The sequence below is a fragment of the Flavobacterium gawalongense genome (assembly GCF_007097265.1).
GTDB classification, from domain to species: Bacteria; Bacteroidota; Bacteroidia; order Flavobacteriales; family Flavobacteriaceae; genus Flavobacterium; species Flavobacterium gawalongense.
Genome location: NZ_VJZP01000014.1, coordinates 50,346 through 74,718 on the forward strand (window position 1 = coordinate 50,346; position 24,373 = coordinate 74,718).

The 24,373-nt window shown below is 34.9% G+C and carries 18 protein-coding genes, 1 tRNA gene and 1 pseudogene; 7 read left to right on the forward strand and 13 right to left on the reverse strand.

The features are described from left to right. Positions 1 to 37: 37 nt before the first annotated feature. The 4 genes from FNW38_RS09305 to FNW38_RS09320 all read right to left on the reverse strand — a co-directional run bounded on the left by FNW38_RS09305 (position 38) and on the right by FNW38_RS09320 (position 4,280). The gene (locus FNW38_RS09305; RefSeq protein ID WP_143388070.1) at positions 38 to 394 is read right to left on the reverse strand and encodes a four helix bundle protein; all 357 of its coding nucleotides are present in this window, start codon (positions 392 to 394) and stop codon (positions 38 to 40) included. A gap of 93 nt (positions 395 to 487) precedes the next feature. Next, positions 488 to 2,878, reverse strand: a complete 2,391-nt coding sequence (locus FNW38_RS09310; protein WP_143388071.1) for a 3-hydroxyacyl-CoA dehydrogenase/enoyl-CoA hydratase family protein — start codon at positions 2,876 to 2,878, stop codon at positions 488 to 490. Between the two features lie 368 nt (positions 2,879 to 3,246). Continuing rightward, positions 3,247 to 3,759 carry a MarR family winged helix-turn-helix transcriptional regulator gene (locus tag FNW38_RS09315; protein ID WP_235890183.1) on the reverse strand — a complete coding sequence of 171 codons (513 nt, stop codon included), beginning with the start codon at positions 3,757 to 3,759 and terminating at the stop codon, positions 3,247 to 3,249. Positions 3,760 to 3,893: 134 nt separating this feature from the next. Further along, a complete protein-coding gene (locus FNW38_RS09320; protein ID WP_143388072.1) occupies positions 3,894 to 4,280 on the reverse strand; it encodes a hypothetical protein in 387 nt (128 codons plus the stop codon). Between the two features lie 356 nt (positions 4,281 to 4,636). Between FNW38_RS09320 and FNW38_RS09325 the strand changes: the two genes are divergently transcribed. Then, positions 4,637 to 5,971 carry an ATP-binding protein gene (locus tag FNW38_RS09325; RefSeq protein ID WP_143388073.1) on the forward strand — a complete coding sequence of 445 codons (1,335 nt, stop codon included), beginning with the start codon at positions 4,637 to 4,639 and terminating at the stop codon, positions 5,969 to 5,971. 99 nt (positions 5,972 to 6,070) lie between these two features. Here the strand turns inward: FNW38_RS09325 and FNW38_RS09330 are convergent, their stop codons facing one another. The 8 genes and pseudogenes from FNW38_RS09330 to FNW38_RS09365 form a co-directional block, all read right to left on the reverse strand. Then, positions 6,071 to 7,123 (reverse strand): proline iminopeptidase-family hydrolase, encoded by a 1,053-nt coding sequence (locus tag FNW38_RS09330; protein ID WP_143388074.1) that lies wholly within the window; start codon positions 7,121 to 7,123, stop codon positions 6,071 to 6,073. Between the two features lie 24 nt (positions 7,124 to 7,147). Then, positions 7,148 to 8,923, reverse strand: coding sequence for an AMP-dependent synthetase/ligase (locus tag FNW38_RS09335; protein WP_143388075.1), 1,776 nt, complete (start codon positions 8,921 to 8,923; stop codon positions 7,148 to 7,150). A 110-nt stretch (positions 8,924 to 9,033) separates the two neighbouring features. Continuing rightward, positions 9,034 to 9,486, reverse strand: a complete 453-nt coding sequence (locus FNW38_RS09340; protein ID WP_143388076.1) for a hypothetical protein — start codon at positions 9,484 to 9,486, stop codon at positions 9,034 to 9,036. Positions 9,487 to 9,616: 130 nt separating this feature from the next. Continuing rightward, entirely contained in the window at positions 9,617 to 10,378 is a 762-nt protein-coding gene (locus tag FNW38_RS09345; RefSeq protein ID WP_143388077.1) for a LuxR C-terminal-related transcriptional regulator, read from the reverse strand. Between the two features lie 358 nt (positions 10,379 to 10,736). Then, positions 10,737 to 10,877, reverse strand: a pseudogene (locus FNW38_RS09350) (phosphoribosylformylglycinamidine synthase subunit PurQ); the annotation flags it as partial. An 8-nt stretch (positions 10,878 to 10,885) separates the two neighbouring features. Then, positions 10,886 to 11,887 carry a virulence RhuM family protein gene (locus FNW38_RS09355; protein WP_143388079.1) on the reverse strand — a complete coding sequence of 334 codons (1,002 nt, stop codon included), beginning with the start codon at positions 11,885 to 11,887 and terminating at the stop codon, positions 10,886 to 10,888. Between the two features lie 215 nt (positions 11,888 to 12,102). After that, positions 12,103 to 15,756, reverse strand: coding sequence for a phosphoribosylformylglycinamidine synthase (gene purL, locus FNW38_RS09360; protein ID WP_143388080.1), 3,654 nt, complete (start codon positions 15,754 to 15,756; stop codon positions 12,103 to 12,105). 343 nt (positions 15,757 to 16,099) lie between these two features. Then, positions 16,100 to 17,626, reverse strand: a complete 1,527-nt coding sequence (locus FNW38_RS09365; protein WP_143388081.1) for a hypothetical protein — start codon at positions 17,624 to 17,626, stop codon at positions 16,100 to 16,102. Between the two features lie 307 nt (positions 17,627 to 17,933). Here FNW38_RS09365 and FNW38_RS09370 point away from each other — a divergent pair, with 307 nt between their 5' ends. From FNW38_RS09370 to FNW38_RS09395, 6 genes are all read left to right on the forward strand, one after another. Then, on the forward strand, positions 17,934 to 18,371 hold the full coding sequence (locus FNW38_RS09370; RefSeq protein WP_143388082.1) for a PaaI family thioesterase: 438 nt from the start codon (positions 17,934 to 17,936) through the stop codon (positions 18,369 to 18,371). Further along, positions 18,371 to 19,438, forward strand: a complete 1,068-nt coding sequence (locus tag FNW38_RS09375; RefSeq protein ID WP_143388083.1) for a chorismate-binding protein — start codon at positions 18,371 to 18,373, stop codon at positions 19,436 to 19,438. Before FNW38_RS09370 ends, FNW38_RS09375 begins: the two co-directional genes overlap by 1 nt. A 68-nt stretch (positions 19,439 to 19,506) precedes the next feature. Beyond that, on the forward strand, positions 19,507 to 20,223 hold the full coding sequence (gene bshB1, locus FNW38_RS09380; protein ID WP_143388084.1) for a bacillithiol biosynthesis deacetylase BshB1: 717 nt from the start codon (positions 19,507 to 19,509) through the stop codon (positions 20,221 to 20,223). 75 nt (positions 20,224 to 20,298) lie between these two features. Then, a tRNA-His gene (locus FNW38_RS09385) sits at positions 20,299 to 20,372 on the forward strand. A gap of 415 nt (positions 20,373 to 20,787) precedes the next feature. Continuing rightward, positions 20,788 to 21,984: a PAS domain-containing sensor histidine kinase gene (locus FNW38_RS09390; RefSeq protein WP_143388085.1), complete on the forward strand. Its 1,197-nt coding sequence runs from the start codon at positions 20,788 to 20,790 to the stop codon at positions 21,982 to 21,984. Positions 21,985 to 22,261: 277 nt separating this feature from the next. Further along, positions 22,262 to 23,119, forward strand: a complete 858-nt coding sequence (locus FNW38_RS09395) for a sulfurtransferase (protein WP_144065022.1) — start codon at positions 22,262 to 22,264, stop codon at positions 23,117 to 23,119. Between the two features lie 235 nt (positions 23,120 to 23,354). Here the strand turns inward: FNW38_RS09395 and FNW38_RS09400 are convergent, their stop codons facing one another. Then, a complete protein-coding gene (locus tag FNW38_RS09400; protein WP_143388087.1) occupies positions 23,355 to 24,368 on the reverse strand; it encodes a M28 family peptidase in 1,014 nt (337 codons plus the stop codon). Between the last annotated feature and the right edge of the window lie 5 nt (positions 24,369 to 24,373).

Genomic DNA, 24,373 nt, shown 5'->3' on the forward strand with positions numbered 1-24,373 from the left:
GTAAATTGTATACTGTATATTGTACTTGTAAAATGAACTATTTGTTCTCTAATGTGCTTTGTAACTTAATAATCATATTTTGTATATGTTGTATTTCTGCTTCTAGAAAATTAAAATCTTCTTGTTTTATAAAGTCTAGATTTTTGCAAATTATCAATTGAGTTTCAAATTCAAATGCAGAACCAAGTGAAATACCTAAAAAGTTACTAAAATCTTTGTTTGTTTTTCTTCCACAACCTTCTGCTATATTTGATGGAATTGAAACGGCACATCTTCTTATTTGGGAAGTCAATCCATAAATTTCTTCTTTTGGAAAACTCGTTGTTTTTAAATAGGTCTCGGTTACAAGTTCAATTGCTTTTTGCCAAACTTTTAATTCCTTAAAATAATTCATCTTTTATAATTGTATAATGTATTACTGTAAAATTGTATATTGTAATGTTATAAATGAAGTCTGTAAATACAATATACATTTTACAGTATTCAACTAGTTACGAAGCGGTTTCCCTTTGGTTAGCATAAACTGAATACGCTCTAGAGTCTTACGTTCTGTACAAAGTGACAAGAAGGCTTCCCGTTCTAAATCCAATAAATATTGTTCGGATACTAATGTTGGTTCTGATAAATCACCACCAGCCATAACATAAGCCAATTTATTAGCAATTTTTTTGTCGTGTTCCGAAATGTATTTTCCGGCTTGCATTTGGTCAGTTCCCACCAAGAACATTCCAAGAGCTTGCTTTCCTAATACTTTCACATCAGTTCTGCGAATCGGTTGTGTATAACCCGCTTCGGCCATTAATAAAGCATGTTTTTTAGCTTCAGCAATCTGGCGGTCTTTGTTCACTACAATGATATCTTTTCCTTGTTGTAAAAGACCGGTGTCAAAAGCTTCGTAACCAGAAGTGGATACTTTTGCCATAGCAATGGTTAAGAAATACTCTTGCAATACATTCAATTCCACATCGTTTTTATGGAATAGATCAGCTGCACGCAATGTCATTTCTTTCGATCCGCCACCACCAGGAATTACTCCAACACCAAATTCCACTAATCCCATATATGTTTCAGCTGCAGCAACTACTTTATCCGCATGCAAACTCATTTCGCAACCACCTCCAAAAGTCATTCCGTGCGGTGCAACCACCACTGGAATCCCAGAATAACGTACGCGCATCATCGTGTCTTGAAACATTTTGATTGCCATATTTAACTCATCGTATTCTTGTTCGACTGCCATCATAAATATCATTCCGATATTGGCTCCAACAGAGAAATTCGCTGCCTGATTTCCAATAACCAATCCTTGATATTCCTTTTCAGATAAGTCGATTGCTTTATTGATGGCTGCCAAAACATCGCCGCCGATTGTATTCATTTTTGATTGGAATTCTAAATTCAAAATCCCGTCTCCTAAATCTTGTATAATTGCTCCACTATTGCTCCATACTTTTTTACTTTCGCGAATGTTGTTCAAGATGATAAACGCATCCTGACCCGGAACTTTATTTTGTGATTTTGTAGGGATATTGTAGAAAAAAGTAGCGCCTTCTTTAATAGTATAAAAACTAGAAACACCAGAAGCCAACATCTCGTTTACCCAAGCTGCCGGTGCTAAACCTTCGGCTTTCATGATTTCGATTCCTTTTTCGACACCAATGGCATCCCAAATTTCGAACGGACCATTTTCCCATCCAAAACCGGCTTTCATCGCATCGTCAATTTTGTATAATTCATCTGATATTTCAGGTATTCTGTTCGAAACGTAAGCAAACATTCCTGCAAAACTTTTTCGGTAGAATTCTCCTGCTTTGTCAGTTCCTTTTACCAAAACTTTGAAACGGTCAATAGGTTTGTCGATTGTTTTTGTCAGTTCTAATGTCGAAAATGAAGCTCTTTTGGCCGGACGGTATTCTAAAGTATCCAAATCTAAAGACAAAATATCCTTGTCTATTTTTTTGTAAAAACCTTGACCTGTTTTGCTTCCAAACCATTTGTTTTTCATCATTTTGTTGACGAAATCTGGTAACTTGAACAAATCGTGCTGTTCATCATTCGGGCAGTTTTCGTAGATTCCATTGGCAACATGCACCAAAGTGTCTAATCCAACGACGTCAACCGTTCTGAAAGTGGCTGATTTTGGTCTTCCAATAACCGGACCTGTCAATTTATCGACTTCTTCAATCGTTAATCCCATTGCTGCCACCAAATGAAATAAACTCTGAATACCGTAAATTCCGATTCTATTTCCGATGAATGCCGGAGTATCTTTGGCAACGACCGAAGTTTTGCCTAAAAATTTCTCTCCATATATAGTTAGAAAATCCAAAACTTCCGTTGCAGTTTGCGGACCAGGTATGATTTCGAATAATTTTAAATAACGCGCAGGGTTAAAAAAGTGGGTGCCACAGAAATGTTTTTGAAAATCGTCACTTCTTCCTTCACTCATAAAGTGAATTGGAATTCCAGACGTATTTGAAGTAACTAAAGTTCCCGGTTTTCTGAATTTTTCAATTTGCTCAAAAACTAATTTTTTGATATCCAAACGTTCCACCACTACTTCAATAATCCAATCTACTGCAGCGATTTTCGCCATGTCATCCGTTGTGTTTCCCGTAGTAATTCTGCTGGCAAATTTGGGATTGTAAATAGGGGAGGGGTTCGATTTCAGGGAATTAGCCAAATGCTCATTCACCAATCGGTTTCTGACAATTTTGCTTTCTAAAGTAAGACCTTTTTTAGCTTCAGCTTCGGTGAGTTCTGCTGGAACAATGTCCAAAAGTAAAACTTCAACTCCAATGTTGGCAAAATGACAAGCAATTCCTGAACCCATAATTCCGGATCCAATTACTGCAACTTTTTTAATTGTGCGTTTCATACGTAGTTTATATTTGTTTTTTATAGGAATATGATATCGCCATTTTTAATTATTGATTATTTTTTTGAATCGTGGCGATTTCATACGTAGTTAATATTTGTTTTTTATTGGAATGTGGTATCGCCATTCTTCATTATTTTTTATGACTATCCGTAATGCGGACTAAAATCATTTCGAATACAATTTTCGTCGTTTGTACATTTATAAAGCATAAATATTAGTCCACAGATAACACAGATTATACCGATTTACACGGATTTTTTTACTTGGTGAATCAAGACAGTTATTTAAATCTGTGCAAAATCCGTTCAATCCGTGTTATCTGTGTGCCATATTTTATCCTTTGGAACATATTGCGGACTGTCATATTATTTTTTATGGTTTTGAATCGTGGCGATGTCATTTTCTGTTTTTTCAGTTTGCTCCGCCAGTTCGCTGACGCTCGTGTGATTAAATATATTTTTATCTTGGATTAATTCATTGATGGTTTCTGCCACTTCAATAAAATGTTGCAATTTTTCCTCAGAGATATGCTTTCTTACTGTTTCATTGAATTTTAAAACAGTGTTTTTTGATAATTCTCTTTTCTCTTTACCAAATTCTGTCAGGTAAATCAAAACACCGCGACCATCATAAGGATTTTTCTTTCTGATAATCAATCCTTTATCTTCCATTGATTTCAAGGTTCTGGTAAGACTCGTCGCTTCCATTCCCATTTTTGGACCTAAAGCGGTAGAGGGCGTTCCTTTTTCTTTATCCATACTCAGCAGGGCAAAACCTGTAGCCATAGTTGCACCATATTTAGCCGCTTCTTCATTGTACATTCTGGAAACTGCCTGCCAAGTCGCTCTTAAAATATAATCTATTGTTTTATCTTTCATATCTCTAACTATATCTATTTCAAATATAATAAAAAAATACTATGCATGCATAATAATTTTAATTATTTTTTTAATTTTTGTCAAAACTAAAAAACTCCCCATGAAATGAAGAGTTTTTTAGTAAGAATTTTCATTTATTTTAGTTTTCCATTAACAAGTGCGATAACGGCGCCGGTTAATGCTGACATTACAACAGTGATTGCAATATCTAATGCCATAATCTGAAAGTTGATATCTGGTGTTAATTTCATTGAATTGGCAAAAAAATCAAGATAAAAAGCCATAAATAATCCAAGTATAGCACCGGCACCAAAACCAGTTATCCAATTTGAAATCCCTGCCCATTTTGTAAAAATATAGGCTGTAAATAATCCAAACGTAAGGCACCCTAAAAAAATCATTAAATAATTTTCATTTCCATTGGAAGGAAATGCGTCTTTAAATAGAATTCCGTAAAACAACCATCCTAAAAGGAAGTAGATTATACCGCCTACAATACCTGAAACTAAAAAATTTTTCACCTTCATAATTTTTTGATTTTATGGGTTAATTCAATAAAGATATTAAAAAAAAAATATTTAAAGTATTAACAAACAATTGAATATGAATTGTTTGTTAATCTAAACTAACCTCTTTTTAACGAGAAGAGCTAGTATTAACTGAAATTAAAAGTAAGATTTAAAATTATAAATAGCGATCCAAGATCTCAAATCCAAAAAATCTAATCCTCTTCAAAGTCATTTAAGTAAATTCTAACCACTATCGGTTTGTATTTTTCTGGAATTATCCACTTTATTGCCTTGTATTTTTATAAAAAATGATATATTATTGCCTTGTATTTTTATAAAAAGCTTATTTTTGTAAAAAATGTGGAGTTATGTATATTTCAAGAAATGTTGATATTGAGTTGCTTAACTGGAAAAAAACGGATAAAAGAAAGCCTTTACTGATACGAGGTGCACGACAAATAGGTAAAACTTCAGCGATTAGACAATTAGGAGAGCAATTCACTCATTTTGTCGAAATCAATTTTGATGAAAATCCAGAGTTTTCCCAGTTGTTCGAAAAAAGTTTATCACCTGATGAAATTTGTCAGCAAGTTGCCGTTATTAAAAACATTCCTATTATTGAAAATAAAACCTTATTGTTTTTGGATGAAATTCAAGCTTCGCCAAAAGCAATAGGAGTTTTGCGTTATTTTTATGAAAAAAAGCCAAACTTGCATATTATTGCAGCTGGTTCGCTTTTGGAATTTACGTTATCAGAGATTCCTTCTTTTGGTGTAGGCAGAATTCGTTCTGTTTTTATGTACCCATTTAGCTTCGAAGAATTTTTAGTTGCATTAGGCGAAAATAGTTTGTTAGAAAGTATTACTAATGCGTCGCCTTCTCATTCGTTACCACAGCTTATACATCAAAAAGCTATTGGATTATTAAAGAAGTTTCTGGTGATAGGCGGTATGCCGGAAGCCGTAACGACTTATATTGAAAATAATGATTTTCTGGCAGTTCAAAAAGTACTTGATGACCTTATTGTTTCTTATCAAACTGATTTTTCAAAATACAAACAAAAAGTGCCTAGCTTAAGAATTCAAGAAGTTTTTAGGACTGTGGTGCAACAAGTGGGTAATAAATTTTCCTATTCTTATTCGAATGCGACTTTAACTAACAATCAAATAAAAGAGGCACTAGAATTATTGCAAATGTCAGGACTAGTATATTCAATTACGCATTCCTCTTGCAACGGCATTCCCATTGGTGCTGAAATTAATCCTAAAAAAAGAAAATTTATTCTTTTAGATACTGGGATTTATCAAAGAATGTTAGGATTAGATTTAGCTGCTATTTTTATTGAAGATGATACTGAATTAATCAATAAAGGAGCTATTGCAGAATTATTTGTTGGATTGGAATTGATGAAAAATAGTTCAGAAAGCACTATCGCTGCCTTGTATTATTGGCATCGGGAATCAAAAAGTAGTCATGCAGAAGTCGATTATACCGTGCAACATGGAACAGCTATTATACCTATTGAAGTAAAATCGGGGACAAAAGGGGCTATGCAAAGTTTGTACAAATTTTTGGAGGAGAAAAAAACAAATTTTGGAATCAGAACATCACTAGAAAACTTTGGAATATTTGAAACAATTAGGATAATACCAATATATGCAATAGGAATTGTTATGAAAAATAAATTAAAACAAATTCAATAGCCATTCAAAATATGTAACTTTCATCTGCTTAGAAGTTGTTTCTTGATACAGTTGATTTGTTTTTTATAATCTGATTTGATTTTAAGTGCTTTTTATTATTTACTCTCTCTTAAACTCCCCATTATCCACATCTTTCAAAAACTTGATTACGCCCGTGAAATAGCTTTTAGGATCATCGTATTGCGAAAGGTGGCTTCCGTTAGGACAAAACAAGAATCGTCCGTTTTGTACTTCGTGGGCAATCCATTTCATGTGTTCGGGATCCATAGTGTCGTATTTTGAACCAATACTAAGTGTAGGAACTGTAATGGTTTTCAATCTTGCTTTGACATCCCAATTTTTTAAAGAAGCGTTTCCTGTGATGCCAAATTCGCTATGACCTTGCATAAACACATATACATCAGGATTGATGTGTTTGAAACATCTGTTGATGGATTCCGGCCATTGGTCTAATGGTTTTCTTAAAATGTGTTCCGTGTAGTAATATTTGAAAAGTAATTCGCTGTATTTTGGATTGTCAAAATCATTATTTTTCTCGATATCCTGCAATTGCTTTAGGATTTTCGGATTCATTTGAGGCGCCAGAACTTCTTTTGCGTAGGCATTATATTCCGGAATGCTCGCCATCATATTGGATATGATAAGTCCTTTCAAATTCTTTTGGTATTTCAAAGCATATTCCATCGCGAGAATTCCGCCCCAAGATTGTCCCATCAGGTAAAAATTAGAATTGTCCAAGCCCAATGCGATGCGTACCTGCTCGACTTCCTCCACAAAGCGTTCATTAGTCCATAAACTATTGTCTTTGGGTTGGTCGCTGTAATACGAACCCAATTGGTCGTAATAAATATATTCGATACTTTCGTTAGGAAAATAACCGTCAAAACATTCATACAATTCGTGTGTAAGACCAGGTCCACCATGAAGCAATAAGACTTTTATGGTTGGATTGTTTCCAACCCTTTTTGTCCATACTTTGAAAGTCCCTTTTGGCGTTTTTATCGGAATCATTTTGATACCGCCAGTCAGCTGATCATCCCGTTTTGAAAAATCTAAATAATTTGCTTTTATAGAATCGTCTTTGGTTTTTTCTTGACAATTAGAAAATAATACGATGTTTAGTATTGTACAAATTAAGATTTTTAGTTTCATTTTTTATATGGATTTTATGAAATACTAACCGTAGATTTTATGAAATAAATCGATGTATTTATCCATCACTATTTTTCGTTTCAGTTTTAGTGTAGGAGTCAATTGTCCGCCTTCAATAGACCAAACATCCGGAGTAAGTTCAAAACGTTTGATTTTTTCCCAACTGCCAAATTTTTCATTTAAGCAATCAATTTCTTCCTGAATTCGTGCAATAACTTTTTCGTTAGAGATGATTTCTTCATTGCTTTTTCCAACATCTATTCCACGTTTAGTAGCCCATTCCTTGATGAAATCAAAACTTGGCTGTATGATTGCTGCCGGCATTTTTTGTCCATCACCAATCACCATTATTTGTTCAATGAAACGGGATTGTTTCATCGAATTTTCAATTAACTGTGGCGCAATATATTTTCCTCCGGATGTTTTGAACATTTCTTTCTTGCGATCCGTAATTTTCAAGAATCCATCTTCGTCAAATATTCCAATATCTCCCGTGTGGAAATAACCGTTTGTAATTACTTCACTGGTCAATTTTTCATCTTTATAATAACCGATCATTACATTAGGTCCTTTGCAAAGAATTTCCCCGTCTTCGGCAATTTTTACTTCGACGTTATCGATTACTTTCCCTACGGTTCCTATTTTAAAACCGTGATTTCTCATGTCGTTAACTGAAATTACGGGAGAAGTTTCGGTCAGACCATATCCTTCCATTACCGGGATTTCTGCAGCTGCAAAAATTCGGGCTAATCTGGGTTGTAAAGCGGCACTACCGGAAACCATTAAATCCAAATTACCGCCTAAACCTTCTTTCCATTTGCTGAAAATCAGTTTACGTGCTATTTTAAGTTGGAATTCATACCAAAAACCATTTGCTCCATAAGGTTCGTAGATTAGTCCTAAATCAATGGCCCAGAAGAATAGTTTCTTTTTAATGCCGGTTAATTCAGTTCCTTTGGCGTAAATTTTATCATATACTTTTTCAAGAAGTCTGGGAACAGCTGTGATTACATGTGGTTTTACTTCTCTGATATTGTCGCCAACTTTATCTATGGATTCGCCAAAATATACCGAAACACCGTAATATTGGTATAAATACAAAATCATTCTTTCGAAAATATGGCAGATAGGAAGGAAGCTCAATGCGCGAGTTTTTCCCGCTTCAAAAGGAATTCTGGAAGCACTGTCCAAAACATTTGAGACAATATTTTTATGTGAAAGCATGACTCCTTTTGGTCTTCCTGTTGTTCCCGAGGTATAAATAATGGTCGCTAAATCTTCTGTTTTTATATTGCTTTTTCGGTCTTCAACAACATCTTGATTGCTTAGGTCTTCGCCAAGGGTAAGCAATTCAGTCCAATTTTTGCAGCCTTCAATTTCGTTGAACGAATAGACTTCTTTAAGCGTAGGTACTTTATCTTTAATCAAATTTATTTTCCGAAGCACTTCTGCATCAGATACAAAACAATATATGGCACCAGAATGATTAAGAATATATTCATAATCATCTTCAGAAATGGTTGGGTAAATGGGAACCGTTTGTGCGCCTGTTTGCAACACACCAATATCCATAATATTCCATTCGGTTCTATTATTAGTAGAAATGACGGCAATTTTATCGTCTATTTGAACTCCTAATTTTAGTAATGCTCTTGATACAGCATTGGCTTTAGCAATGTATTCTTGTGTAGAAGTCTTTACCCAAACCCCATTTTGCTTTGTAGTTAAAGCATCCGGAATTGTGTTAAATTTTTCTTGCTGATAATAGGGAAAATCGAAAAGTCTGGTTATTGAAGTCATTATTCGAAGATTAAATTTTAACGCAAATTAAATAAAAATTAATGATAATTATTATTATTCAAAAATTAAATGGAAAATTAAGTTTAAGAAGTTGGGTTAATCTAAAAATCTCATTTAATGATAGATTCCTCTACATAGTCTTTGCTTCTTTCTCCTAAGATGAACATTTTCTTTTTTTCAAAATGGATTGAAAAATGAGCATAAGTCCATTCTTCTTTAGTATTCGTTTCTGAATGTGCCTCTCTGTTTTTATACCAAAGCGAGTAAACTGCATAATTAAACCCTTTTTGGTATTTTGGAATACCGTCTTCAAAACATTCCATTCCCCAAACGATAGTTGTTTTTGATAAATCATCCAACTGAAAAACACCAGTTCCATCTGGATTTAATTGTACAATGGGTTCCGTTCCACCTTCAGAAAGATAGGTTCCGGTTATAGGATAATCAATGGTTGTGGTAATGTAATAGCTTCCGTCTTTGGCAGTGATTTTTTCAACTTTCTGGGCATAAGAGTAAGTTACAGACAGCAATAGGGTGAAAAATAGTAAAGTTAGAGATTTCATTAGTTAGGTTATTTTATGTTTGTTGAATAGCTAAAAGTAAGAGTATGCTTTTTAGAATAGTTTTGTTTTTTTGCCTAATGGCTTGATTTTTAATAAAAAATGTAAATCTAATAAAATTAGTTATAAGAATTTATAATAAGCCTTGTAAGGTACTTTTTCTAATTAATTGAGCCGTATTTTTAGAGTTGGATTTCTTTAAAATATTTTTGCGATGCTGTTTCACGGTATTAACACTGATAAAAAGTGCATTGGCAATTTCATTGTTGTCAAAACCTTCTGCAATTAGCTTAATGATGTCAATTTCTCTTTTTGAAAATTCTGAAAAACATTGGGTATCTTCAAAAACACCAATATTCATATAGGAAGGTTCGTCCTTTAGCCCTATCATGGAATATTGATAGGTATTGTTTTTGGTCAAATGATCGATTCTGGTATGAATATTCAGTGATTTTCCAAATCCGCCTTTTGGATCTAAAGTAAGTATTATGGCTTGATGATTGAGCATGCAATACTCCCCATTTTTCATTCGACTTCTAAAACTGTAATTCATTTTATAGTTAGTCAATTTTTCCGCACCTATATTGGTATAAAAAAAATTAAGTATTGAAGCTTCGGTTTTTACTATGAAGTCAATATCGTCAGGATGTATTGTTCCAAGAATATCATTAAAACATACGGTTTCCGGGTCAAATCCATGAATATCAGTTATAGCTGGACTAATGTTAGATAAAGACATGTCATAAAAATCAATGATGTAAAAATAAAACGGACCAGTGCTTATTATAGAACTGGCAATTTCATCAAACTTTATTTGTGGTAATAAAGTGTTCTCGTTGGCTCTTTTCTGGGTGTCAATCCAAACCGAATGAAGTTTTTGTAATTCTTGGGTCATGTCTTAGGTTTTTAACATAAAATTTTGTTAAAAATACAATTATTTTTGCAATTTAATGAAATATGACTGTCCGTAACTAATACCAATCAATTATTCCAGCCACGAATTACACGAATTACCCCGAATTTCTATTTTAATTTTTAAAAAGTTGGTGAAAATTAGTGTAATTCGTGGCTAACTTTTTTAGAAATATTTCTCTTTTGTAAATTTAGTCCGCTTAGCGGACAGTCATATAATGAAAAATAAACGAGGTTTTGAAAAAGAAGGGAATAATTCTGAAATTTTTAAATTTCAGTATTGTTAATTTTTATTTAGTAACAAAAAAAGCGTTCACCATTAGCGAACGCTTTTATAAATTTCAAATAAATTTTTTATCCATCCATTTTCTGGCATTGACAAACGCTTCATGCCAAGGCGAAACTTCTTCGTCCCGGTCTTTTGGATAATGTGCCCAGTTCCATTGGAACGTGGAACGCTCGGTATTTGGTATCATCACAAGTGATAAAATCACTTTTTAGTATCCAGTTTTTTTATAAGGTTATCTAAATCTGAAATATAATTCTTGTCTTGTTCGATTCTGAAAAAATCATATTCTTGGTGTGCTTTTTCGACTGCTTTGTCATGGGAAATTTTTCCTGCATTTGGTAAAATATCCAGGCTATTACTGTCGAGGAATTTATTGGTACGTTCCAGCCAATCTTTCATGTGTAATAGTTTACTACGACGGGCTTGAAACTCTGCTAAATCTAAAAACGCACTTACCAAAAGATTCAGGTCTCCAATTTCAGGTTCTGATAAATAATTCTTTGCGATAGTGACATCACTTTTCAAAATTTTTCCCTGTGGTGCATTTTTCCAAGTAGAAAGTCCCATGAAATCTTTGTTTCTGTCTACTCTGTCATAAATAATTTCGGCTGCCGTTTTTCCAGTAATGGCAAAATGCAATTTGTTTTGCACCATTTTGTAAAACAGTTTGGTTTCTTCAGCATTTATGGAATAATCGGCACTACATTGTTCAAATATATCCCCCAATTTTTGATACATTCGACGCTCACTGGTGCGAATTTCACGAATTCGCTCCAATAATTCATCAAAATAATCTTTGCCAAAAGGTTTACCATTTTTGAGCATATCATCATTCAAGACAAAACCTTTGATGATATATTCTTTTAAAGTTTGTGTAGCCCAAATTCTGAATTGTGTAGCTTGCTTTGAGTTTACACGGTAACCGACGGCAATAATTGCATCGAGGTTGTAGAATTTTGTTTGATAGGTTTTGCCGTCTTCGGCAGTATGTGCAATTTTTGCACTAACTGAATTTTCAGTTAATTCACTTGTTTGAAAAATATTTTTCAAATGTTTTGTAACAACCGTTCTGTCCACTCCAAAAAGCTCCGCTAATTTTAGTTGGTTTAACCAAAAGGTTTCTTTATTAAAAAGAACTTCTATCCTAACATTTGCTGTAGGGGTATTGTAAAATATTATGTTATTGGATTGGTTGTCTTCCATTTGATTTTAATATTGGCTTGAGTTTATAAAATTAGAAATTTATTTCATAGATCTTGAGTTGTTTCCATTTTGGAAATAGCTGAATTTTATATTGAACTGTTTCCAAAATGGAAATAATTGTATCTATAAAATATTTTAGGACTTAAAAATACAATTTTTGCGCAAAATAAAAGCGCTCCTTTTCGGGAACGCTTTCAATATAGTAAAACAAAAAATTACTTTTTATCCATCCATTTTCTGGCATTGACAAAAGCTTCATGCCAAGGCGAAACTTCATCGTCTCTGTCTTTTGGATAATGTGCCCAGTTCCATTGGAACGTGGAACGCTCAATATGTGGCATCATTACCAAGTGACGTCCTGTTTTGTCGCAAAGCATCGCAACGTCAAAATGAGAACCGTTTGGATTAGCAGGATAGCCTTCATAGGCATATTTAGAAACAATATTATAATTTTCTTCACCCATTGGTAAGTCAAATTTTCCTTCGCCATGCGAAACCCAAACTCCTAGTGTACTTCCAGCTAATGAAGAAAGCATCACCGAATTGTTTTCTTGTACCGTTACCGATGTAAAAATACTTTCGTGTTTGTTACTTTCGTTGTGCAACATTTTTCCGTGTACTTCATGCTCCGGATTAATCACTTCCAATTCCATAAACAATTGGCAACCATTACAGATTCCAACAGACAACGTATCTTCTCTTTTGAAGAAATTGTCTAAAGCTGTTTTTGCTTTTTCATTGTATAAAAATGCTCCAGCCCAACCTTTGGCAGAACCTAAAACATCTGAATTTGAGAATCCGCCAACAGCCCCGATAAACTGAATGTCTTCCAAAGTTTCACGTCCCGAAATCAAGTCGGTCATGTGAACATCTTTTACATCAAACCCGGCTAAGTACATGGCATTCGCCATTTCACGTTCGGAATTACTTCCTTTTTCACGAATAATTGCTGCTTTTGGACGCGGTTTTGAGTTGTCGATAACTGGTTTTTTTCCTGTAAAATGCGTTGGAAAAGTATAGTGTAAAGCTTGATTTTTATAATTGTCGAAACGCTGTTGTGCTGTTCCGTTCTTCGATTGTTTTTGGTCTAATAAAAATGAAGTTTTGTACCAAACATCTCTGTATTTGGCAATGTCTAATTTACAAGGTCCAAAGTCTAATGTTGCTTCGTTCGTAGCAGTTCCTAATTTGTAAAAAGCAACATTATTTGCTTTTAATTTAGATTTAACTTCAGCATCCGATTTTGCTTGAAACACGATTCCAATATTTTCTGCAAAAAGATATTTGATAATGTCTTTTTCTTCGAAAACAGAGAAATCTATTTTAGCTCCCAAATTCACATCGGCAAAACACATTTCCAATAAAGTAGTAATTAAACCACCACTTCCAATATCGTGTCCAGCAAGGATATTATTATCTAGAATTAATTCTTGTATTGTATTGAAAGCTCTTTTGAAAAATGCAGCGTCTTTAATAGTTGGGACTTCATTTCCAATAGTATTCAACGTTTGTGCAAACGAAGAACCGCCTAATTTGAAATCATCTTGTGACAAATTGATGTAATAAATAGAACCGCCGTCTTTTTGTAGAACGGGTTCCACTACTTTTCTAATGTCGGTACAATTTCCACCTGCTGAAATAATTACCGTTCCCGGTGCGATTACTTCTTCATTTGGATATTTTTGTTTCATTGAAAGGGAATCTTTTCCGGTTGGAATATTGATTCCCAATTCGATTGCGAAATCCGAACAACCTTGCACAGCTGCGTACAAACGCGCATCTTCCCCTTCGTTTTTGCAAGCCCACATCCAGTTAGCAGAAAGAGAAATTCCATCCAAACCATCTTTAATAGGCGCCCAAACAATATTCGATAATGCTTCTGCAATGGCCGTTCTGCTTCCCGCAACAGGGTCAATTAATGCTGCAACAGGAGAGTGACCAATCGAAGTTGCAATTCCTTCTATTCCTTGGTAATCCAAAGCCATTACACCACAGTTGTTCAATGGCAATTGCAATGGACCGGCACATTGTTGTTTGGCAACTTTACCACCAACACAACGGTCCACTTTGTTTGTTAACCAGTCTTTACAAGCTACAGCTTCTAATTGAAGTACTTGCTCTAAGTAAGTTGAGATATTTTTTACAGTATAGTCTAAATTAGCATAGTTTCTTTCAATAGTTTTGTCCGTCATGACCACTTTTGGAGAACTTCCAAAAAAGTCTTCCAAGGCAAAATCCATTGGTTTGGCACCTGTTGATTTTGATTCGAAAGTAAAACGGTGATCTCCGGTTACATCTCCCACTTGATACATCGGTGAACGCTCCCGGTTGGCAATTTTTTGCAATAAATCGATGTTTTCCTTACCAATAACCAATCCCATTCTTTCTTGGGATTCGTTACCGATTATTTCTTTTGCCGAAAGGGTAGGATCTCCCACAGGCAATTTGTCTAAATCAATTAATCCACCGGTATCTTCCACCAATTCCGAAAGACAGTTTAAATGCCCCCCAGCTCCGTGATCGTGAATAGAGACAATTGGATTGATATCGCTTTCTACCAAACCACGAATGGCATTGGCGGCACGTTTTTGCATTTCCGGGTTTGAACGTTGGATTGCGTTCAATTCAATTCCAGAACTGAAAGCGCCTGTGTCTGCTGAAGAAACTGCAGCTCCACCCATTCCGATTCTGTAATTTTCACCACCAAGGATAACAATTTTATCTCCAGTTTGTGGTTTTTTCTTAATCGCCTGATCCAATTTTCCGTAACCAATTCCACCCGCTTGCATAATCACTTTGTCGAAACCTAATTTGCGTGCGTTTTCTTCGTGTTCGAAAGTCAGGATAGAACCTGTAATTAACGGTTGCCCAAATTTATTTCCAAAATCAGAAGCTCCGTTTGACGCTTTGATCAAAATATCCATTGGGGTTTGATACAACCATTTTCTTTCGGTCATGCCGTTTTCCCATGGTCTGTTTGCTGATAGACGAGAGTATGACGTCATGTAAACAGCTGTTCCTGCCATTGGCAACGAACCTTGTCCACCTGCTAAACGGTCCCTGATTTCTCCACCAGAACCTGTTGCAGCTCCGTTGAAAGGCTCTACCGTTGTTGGGAAATTATGTGTTTCTGCTTTTAATGAAATAACCGAATCAAATTCTTTTACTTCATAAAAATCAGGTTTATCAGCACTTTTTGGAGCAAATTGTTGTACACGCGGCCCTTTTACAAAAGCAACGTTATCTTTGTAAGCCGAAACAATACCGTTCGGGTTTTCCTGAGATGTTTTTTTGATTAATTTGAATAAAGAAGATTCTTTTTCTTCTCCGTCAATTATAAAAGTTCCGTTGAAAATCTTGTGACGACAGTGTTCTGAATTGGCCTGTGAGAAACCAAAAATTTCAGAATCCGTTAGTTTTCGTCCTAATTTAATCGCTAAATTATCCAAATATTCTACTTCTTCCGGACTTAAAGACAATCCTTCTTTTTTATTGTAGGCAGCAATGTCATCGATATCTAAAATAGCTTCCGGAAGTACGTTGATAGTGAAAATATCTTGATTTAATTCAGCATATTTTTGCGAAAGCATGGGGTCAAAATCAGAAAAATCAGCTGTTGCTTTGTGAAATTCCTCGATTCTAATGATTCCGGAAATTCCCATATTTTGGGTGATTTCCACTGCATTGGTACTCCAAGGCGTTATCATAGTGGCGCGAGGACCAACAAAAAAATCCGTCAATACGGATTTTTCTATTTTATAGGAGTTGGCAAAAAGCCAGTTGAGTTTTGAAATGTCTTGAGCCGAAATTTCGTTTTTCGTTTGTACTGCAAAAACAGTTTTGCTTTGGTTTTCAAAGAAATGGATCATTGTTTTTTAGTTTGTTGTATTGTGATGCAAATTTAGTTTAAATAAATAGTACGAGCAAATGTGAAAAGCAAAGACTTTGAAAAATTAAACGAGTAAAAAGTATAACATGAATTTCACGAATTAACACAAATTATTTTTTGACACTTTCTAATGCTTTGAAATCATGATTTTTTTACAAACTTATATTTTCTTCAATATCTTATATGGTGAAAAAGTATATTAAATGAGTTGACCATATAAGAAATATAAGAGCATATCAGAGAAAAAAGGAAACTAATTTGTTTTATGACAAAAGTGTTTCAAAAGCCTCTGGACGTGGTAAAAAAATCTTGTTAGAATGAAATTATTTATGGAATGGTTTGTTTTGATACGCCCCTAAATCAGGAGGTAAAGTTCTTGTGTTTCCTATAACATCCAACGGAATCAGATATGCCGAATTCCCTTTTGCGAAAGCGGCGGAAGTCTCGTCAATATTGAATTTATTTTGGGAAACATTCAGGAATTTAGGATCTTTATTTAAAAGAATTGCATTGTAATGTGCTGCATCCGTTTCAAATTGATAATCTGGATTTGTGGTAAATTGGTTGGAAAGATTATCAAATTTAAGCAGGCAATTATTGAATTGGAATGCAAATGTAGCGCCTGTTTTTTTGTTTAAAATCATTTCGTTGGAGTACGAGCCGTAGATAATACAATTATTGAATGTTGCTTCGGTCAAATCTTTCACTTCCGGAACGGCTCCCAAAATGTAATTACTCACCAAAACCGCCACTTGTTCTGAGCTGTTCCAGTTGTTGTTGAAAGTACAATGGGTAAATTTATAATTCCCGCCGTACGAACAGGCTAAACTGGCTTGTCCTGCATTATTGATAACCATATTTTCGCCATTGATTTTTGCGGTCTGCGCCAAAATGCCATAATTGGCCGAATTATAGATTTGCGTATTTTTTATAGTTGTAGTCGTTCCGTTATTGTTTTGAATCAGTAATCCTATAGTTCCATTTTTGATGGTAGCATGATTCAATTGATTATTGGTGCTGCCATTCGTAAGCCATATTGTTCCCCATTGTCCCGGAACATTTGAATATTCGGGTTCTAATCTATCGCCTTCAAATATGACTTCTTTTTCCAGTTTATCCGTTGTAGATGTTGCTCCATTTATATGTATCGATGCATTATTAGATACAATAAGACCTGAATTCGCATGAAAATGAACTCTGGCTCCCGCATCAAAAGTTGCCGTTTTTCCTGAAGGAACGGCAGCGTAACCATAAATAACATACGGTTTTTTATTGGAAAACTGCAATTCATTGCCATTTACGGGGTCATTTTCATCGAGATAAAAACCATCAATTTTTTCATCTCCAATAGGAAGTGTTTCGGTAGTTCCATCCGTAAAACGTTTTGGATACAGAAAAACAGCATCTTGAATGAGTGTTACCAATTCTACTTTTTGTAAATTTTTGCCACTATCAAACTGAATTTGGTCGGTGTACAAAAAGGCGGTTGGGTTGGCATCAGCAATATTGACGGTGGTTTCTATGAAAATATACAAACTGTCTTTCGCTAAAAGATCCACGTTACTGAATATTTTTCCGTCGGTTCCCGTCATTCCATCGACCGTCATTCGGTATTTAGAACTCAATCCTTTTCCTAATTTTATGGTTGGAATGGTGATGTCATTTTTACTGTGATTGTAGACTTTTAGTCGGTAGGTGCTGGAACCTATGTTTGTAAAAACGGTGTCTAAGTATATGGTGTCTTTGGAAAAAACCAAATCGCCCGTGCTGGCTACGGTCTCAAAATCAGAACGACAAGCGCAAACAGACAACAATATTCCAATAAAAAATAGTAAAGTTATGGAACGCATTTCGTTAGTTTTTTTGTAAAAATAGGGATTAATTTGAAAAAAAATAACCACAAAAGTCACAAAAGGAAAAGGAAGTCATAAAAGAACGGAAAAGCAATGCCGAAAATTTAAGGTCTTTTATTGTTTTATGAAAATATTTAAGAATTAATCATTACAATCTTTTGTTTTTGAAAAGTAATAAGAAGCTTTTGTGCCTTTTGTGGTGAAAAACCAAATTATTCTATAGTGACGAAAAATATATATAGTAGTCTGTCGTTTTTTGGTTTAAACATAAGCATACTATTTATACTTTTACAAAAAAATAAAAATGACTTTCGACAAAGAAAAAATCCTTCAATATTGCAATGAAATCTCAGAAAATACATTGATGAGAACCCTGAATATTGTATATACTGATGCAGGAGAAGACTATTTAGTGGCAACAATGCCAGTAAATCCATCGGTGCATCAACCTATGGGATTATTACACGGAGGCGCTTCGGTGGCTTTGGCCGAAAGTGTGGGAAGTGCGGCATCGATGTTATATGTAAATTCAGAACACAGTGAAGTGCGCGGAATTGAAATATCGGCAAATCATTTGAAAGCAAAACGGGACGGAATCGTAACGGCAACTGCAAGAATCATACACAAGGGAAGAAGTATTCATCTTTGGGAAATACGAATTACGGATGAAAAGGATAATTTGATTTCGCTTTGTAAATTGACGAATATGGTTTTGCCAAAGAGAAAAAGTGAAGACAAATAATGGAAGCAATTTTAGATAAAGCCAAAAATCAATTGGAGCAAAGTTTACCTTTTGTATTGTATTGCAAACCCAATTCGGATATGGTAATCGGACTTTTTCAGCAAAATGATGAATTGTATAAAGTTGAAGATTTTACCGAAAAAGGCTTTGCTTTTGTGTCTTTTGATGGCAATCAAACCTATTTGATTCCTGAAAACCAATCTGAAATAGTTGGTGTTATTTGGGACAAAAAAAAAGTTGACGTTCTTGAAAGGGAATTTAAGGAACCAAATGGAGCAACCAAAAATAATTTTGAAAGATTGGTTGCCAAAGGAATTCAAGCCATTGAAAATGACGAATTCAAGAAAGTGGTTTTATCCCGAAAAGAAACAGTTGATTTGGTTGATTTCGATTTGGTTACGACCTTCGAAAAGTTGGTTCAGTTGTATCCCGCTACTTTTGTGTATTGTTTTTTTCATCCAAAAGTGGGGATCTGGCTTGGTGCTACACCCGAGCAATTGTTAAAAGCCAATGTGAATGTATTTGAGACAATGGCTTTGGCGGGAACTCAAAAGGATAACGGCTCGGGGGAAATAGTTTGGGATAAAAAAGAGAAGGAAGAACAGCAATATGTTACGGATTATATAGTTTCAGCCTTGCAAGGCGTGGCTTTGGAAGTTTCGGTTACCAAACCCTACAGTGTCAAAGCGGGAAGTATTTGGCATATAAAAACGGATATATGGGGGGTATTGAATTCGAACTCCAGTTTGCAGCAAGTAATCAATTTATTGCATCCCACGCCAGCAGTTTGTGGTTTGCCAAAAGATCAATCCAAAGCTTTTATTTTGGAAAATGAAAATTACGGCAGGAGTTTTTATACCGGTTTTTTGGGGGAATTGAATAGCAGTTTTGCAACAGATTCGGTAAGCTCTAATTTGTTTGTAAATTTGCGCTGTATGCAAATTGTAGATTCTCAAGCGTATTTGTATATGGGTTGCGGCATCACAAAAGACAGTATTCCGGAAAAGGAGTGGAGCGAAAGCATCAATAAATCAATGACGATGAAAAGGGTTTTAGATTTCAGATAAAAGATTTAAAATTTTAGGTCTACAGGAACTTTAAACATTAAACTAAAAAAACATTAAACAAAATTTAGATGAAATTAGACATACTTGCTTTTGGAGCACATCCGGATGATGTGGAATTAGGTTGTGCAGGAACTATTTTAAAAGAAATTTCGTTAGGGAAAACCGTTGGAATCGTTGATTTGACCCGCGGTGAATTAGGAACGCGTGGTTCTGCTGAAATTAGAGATAAGGAAGCAAATGCAGCCGCAAAAATTCTAGGCGTTTCAGTACGTGAAAATCTGGAAATGCGAGATGGTTTTTTTGTCAATGACGAAAAACACCAGTTGGAAATCATAAAAATGATTCGCAAGTATCAACCGGAAATTGTGTTGTGTAATGCGATTGATGACCGTCATATTGATCATGCAAAGGGAAGTAAGTTGGTTTCGGATGCTTGCTTTTTATCGGGATTGAGAAAAATAGAAACTGTAGTTGATGGCGAAAAGCAAACTGCCTGGAGACCAAAATTAGTCTATCATTATATCCAGTGGAAAAATATAGAACCTGATTTTGTGGTCGATATTACGGGCTTTACCGATAAAAAAATCGAATCTATTTTGGCTTACGGCTCCCAGTTTTACGATAAAAACTCAAATGAACCAGTAACGCCTATAACTTCTAAAAACTTCTTGGAAAGCCTAAATTATCGCTCACAGGATTTAGGAAGGCTTACCGGACTAGATTATGCCGAAGGTTTTACGGTAGAAAGATATTTGGCAGTCAATAGCTTAGGAGATTTGATATAATTTTGCTGTAATTTTTTAAAAAAATTATTTGCAAAAGTAAACTTATGTTGTATATTTGCAACCGCTAAGCAAATGGTGGTTGTAGCTCAGCTGGTTAGAGCATCGGTTTGTGGTACCGAGGGTCGCCGGTTCGAACCCGGTCATCCACCCAAAAGGCAAAAGCCTCGAAGAAATTCGGGGCTTTTTTTGTGGAATAAACTTTCGTGGGATTGCTCGATTTTATTTATTGGCTTGAATATTGTAAAAGAGAAAGCGTATAGTATAAATTAGCGTGATTGAAGAAGTCGTTTAGGTTTTTATAATCGAAGAAATGTTTCTGAGAAATTAAATAGCGAATACTTGTGCGAAGGGTTTTTAAGTGGGCACAAGGCAATTAGTGAGAAATATAAATTGAAAATTAATTTTAGGAATTGACTGTTTCGTAGTAAGATATTTACGTTTGGGGGATTATTTTTCATTTTTCATTATTCATATATCCTTTTGTATATCTTTGAACACATTCACGCCTGATTTTCAAATACTATTTTTACATTCAAAATTTTTAAATATCATTTAACTCTCCAAATGGAAAACGAGCAAATTAATTCTAAAATTCTTAAAAGTAATTACATTCCAACTGCTGAGTTTTATAGCCAGATCATAGACAGTTTACAAGATTACTCCATTTTTACTATTGATAATGAATTTGTAATCAACAGCTGGAGTTCAGGGGCAACAAAAATTTTTGGTTATGAACCGGATGAAATTATTGGAAAACATTTTGATATAATTTTTACAGCAGAAGATATAAAAAATGGTATTCCTAAAAATGAAATTGAAACTGCGTTAAAAGAGGGAAGAGCAACGGATAATAGATGGCATATTTGCAAAGACAAAAGTGAATTTTATGCCTATGGTTTAGTTTTTCCACTTACAGGAATTGATGGAGAGCTGTTAGGATATGTTAAAATTCTACGCGACTTAACGGAAAGAAAAAAATCAGAAGATGCGATAAAAAATTATGTAAAAGAACTGGAAGATCTGAACACTCATAAGGAAAGCGTTCTTGCTATACTTTCGCATGATTTGAGAAGCCCATTATCCAGTATTATAGCTACTGCAGGATATTTGAAATCAAATTTTGAAAGGATGGAGCCAAATACAGTTAAAGAAATGCTTGAGCTCCTTTACAAAGCATCAATTGATGAATTGAATATGTTAGACTACCTAGTGGAATGGGCAAGAATAAAATACGCAGCAGAAGTATTTTCTCCAAGAAAAATTGAACTGGTCCAGTATGTCCAAAAAGTTTTCGACACTTTAAATGATACAGCTTCTTTAAATACAATAAATCTTCATCATGAAATTGATGAGAATACTAAAGTCTTTGCTGATGGAAAAATGTTACTTTCCGTTATTCAGAATATAGTTTCGAATGCTATTAAACATTCACGACCTGGAGGGGAAATTATGGTTTCAGCAAAAACTAAAGATGATAAAATAATAGTTCAGATAAAAGATTCCGGTGTTGGTATGTCAAAAGAAATTCAAGACAAACTTTTTACGCCACAAATGAATATTCTTTCAAAAGCTAGAATAGAAAATAAGGGTGCCGGGATTGGATTATTGTTAGTAAAAGGGTTTTTAGAAAAAAATGGTGGTGAAATATGGGTAGAAAGTATAGAAGGCGAAGGTTCTTCTTTTTATTTTACATTGCCAATGGAGAAACCATTATACAAAATAGATAGCGCAGATAAAATTGAGTTTGATGAAACCGCTTAAATAATGATTCTAAAGTTGAAACATAAAGTATGCAACAGCTAGTAAAATTAAAGAAAAGATAACTTTAAAGTCCACATAAGTGGGCTTTTTTTGTGGAGTAAATTCTCGTGAGAACAATTATCTCTTGAGTGTTTTTGGGTTTAATTGCTATTTTGAGGATTGTAAATAATAGCATAAATTAGCAGTACTTAAAAGCTGTTGTTAGTTTGTATCTGATATAAATTCAGTTGTTTATGGGTAAAAAATAAAAGGGACACTAATTATAAAATTAAGAAATATGCCTCAAGACATTTCACCAATTATAGAGCCTGATGAACTAATAGCACTGAATCAGACAAGTGAATTAATTCTTATTGATGCCAGTAACGGTAGTGGTGTTAAAGAAAATTATGGTGCCGAACATTTAGAAGGCGCTTTGTATGTTGATTTAAATACGCAGTTAGCCAATATAAACGCAGATGTATCCATAGGAGGCAGGCATCCTTTGCCCACACTTGAACAATTTTCTGAAACTTTAACGAGTCTTGGTATAACGCCTACGAGTCATGTAGTGGTTTATGATGATAAAAATGGTTCTAACGCAGCTGCACGGTTTTGGTGGATGCTAAAATCTGTTGGACATAACAAAGTTCAAGTGCTAGATGGCGGATTGCAAGCGGCTATTAAAGCTGGATTTCCAACAAGCTCAAAAACAGAAATCCCCTTGAAAAAGGAACCGTATAAAATTGAAAAATGGTTGTTGCCGTTAGCTGATATTTACGAAATTGATAAAGTGTCACAAGATGCTGATTTTCTTGTTGTAGATGTTCGTGATGAGGAACGCTACAATGGAGAAAAAGAACCTATCGATTTAGTTGCCGGTCATATTCCGGGAGCCATAAACATTCCTTTTACCACTAATTTAGATTCTAATGGGCTTTTCTTATCGCCTGAGGAACTTAAGGGTAAGTATTTAAAAGAATTTGAGGATAGAGAAGCTGGAAATGTTATTGTGCATTGTGGTTCCGGTGTAACAGCCTGTCATACTCTTTTGGCAATTGCTTATGCAGGTCTTGAAATCCCAAAATTGTATGTTGGATCTTGGAGCGAGTGGTCCAGAAACAATCGGCCGATAGCAACTTCGAAGAAAAAGTAGCCGTTACTGTCTTGATATATAATTGTCTTGAAGAAATTCGGGACTTTTTTTGGAATACATAAACAAAAGAAGAGCTTTGGATTCCTTCAAAGCTCTTGTTGTATCGGGTTTGCACAAGGGATAGCAGTGGAAATCCTTTTTTGTGTCGTTGCGAGGAATGAGCAATCTCACAAAAAAGATTGCAACGTATAGCCCGACCCGCTTTTTTTCAGCGGGATGTGCCCTAATGTTGAATCTATTTTTTATCTACTACTGGACGATTTTCTCTGTTTGACAATTCCCAAGCAATTACAAAAGCAAGTTGGGTTCTTTTTGTCAAAGCATCAAATTCTATTTTCTCGACTTCATCCGTTTTTTGATGGTAATCAGCGTGAACGCCATTGAAAAGGAATACTGCCGGAATACCATGTTTGGCAAAATTATAATGATCAGAACGCTCATAAAAATGATTTGGGTCTTTAGGGTCGTTGTATTTATAATCTAAATCCATTTTGGTATACTTAGCGTTTGCTATCTTACAAATGTTATCTAAATCAGTTGATAAACGATCCGAGCCAATTAAATACAGATAATTGTTGGTATTCGCATGAGCCTCGTCACGACGGCCAATCATATCAATGTTGATGTCAGTAATGGTGTTAGCCAAAGGGAACAAAGGGTTTTCTGAGTAGAATCGGGAACCGTGTAAGCCATGCTCTTCACCAGTTGCGTGAAAAAACATAATAGAACGTTTTGGTCCATGGCCCTCTCTTTTTGCAATTTCGAAAGCTTGTGCAATTTCTAATAAAGCAACTGTTCCGGAACCGTCATCGTCGGCACCGTTGTACACTTCACCATCTTTTATACCTACGTGGTCGTAATGCGCCGAAATAACCAGGATTTCGTTTGGCTTTTCGGAACCTTCGATGTAGGCCCAGACATTCTCGGAATCAGATAAGTTTTCGTTGCGTAAGGCATTCAAGAAAGCTGCGGGGATTTTTTGATAATAATCCGAAGCTCCTTTAGGAAACGGAATGTTGTTTTTCTTGTATTGATTGATAAGATAAACACCTGCTTTTTTCTGGCCTGCAGATCCTGTTTCGCGCCCTTCCATTGAATCAGCAGCAACGATGTAAAGATGTGTTTTTAAATCACTGGCCGTGATAGTATTCATGTATTTTGTAGGTTCAACATCAGCAACACTCATCTTTTGGGTAGTGCAGCTTATGTTTAAAATGAATAAGGAACTTAATAAGGTTATTTTTTTCATGTTTT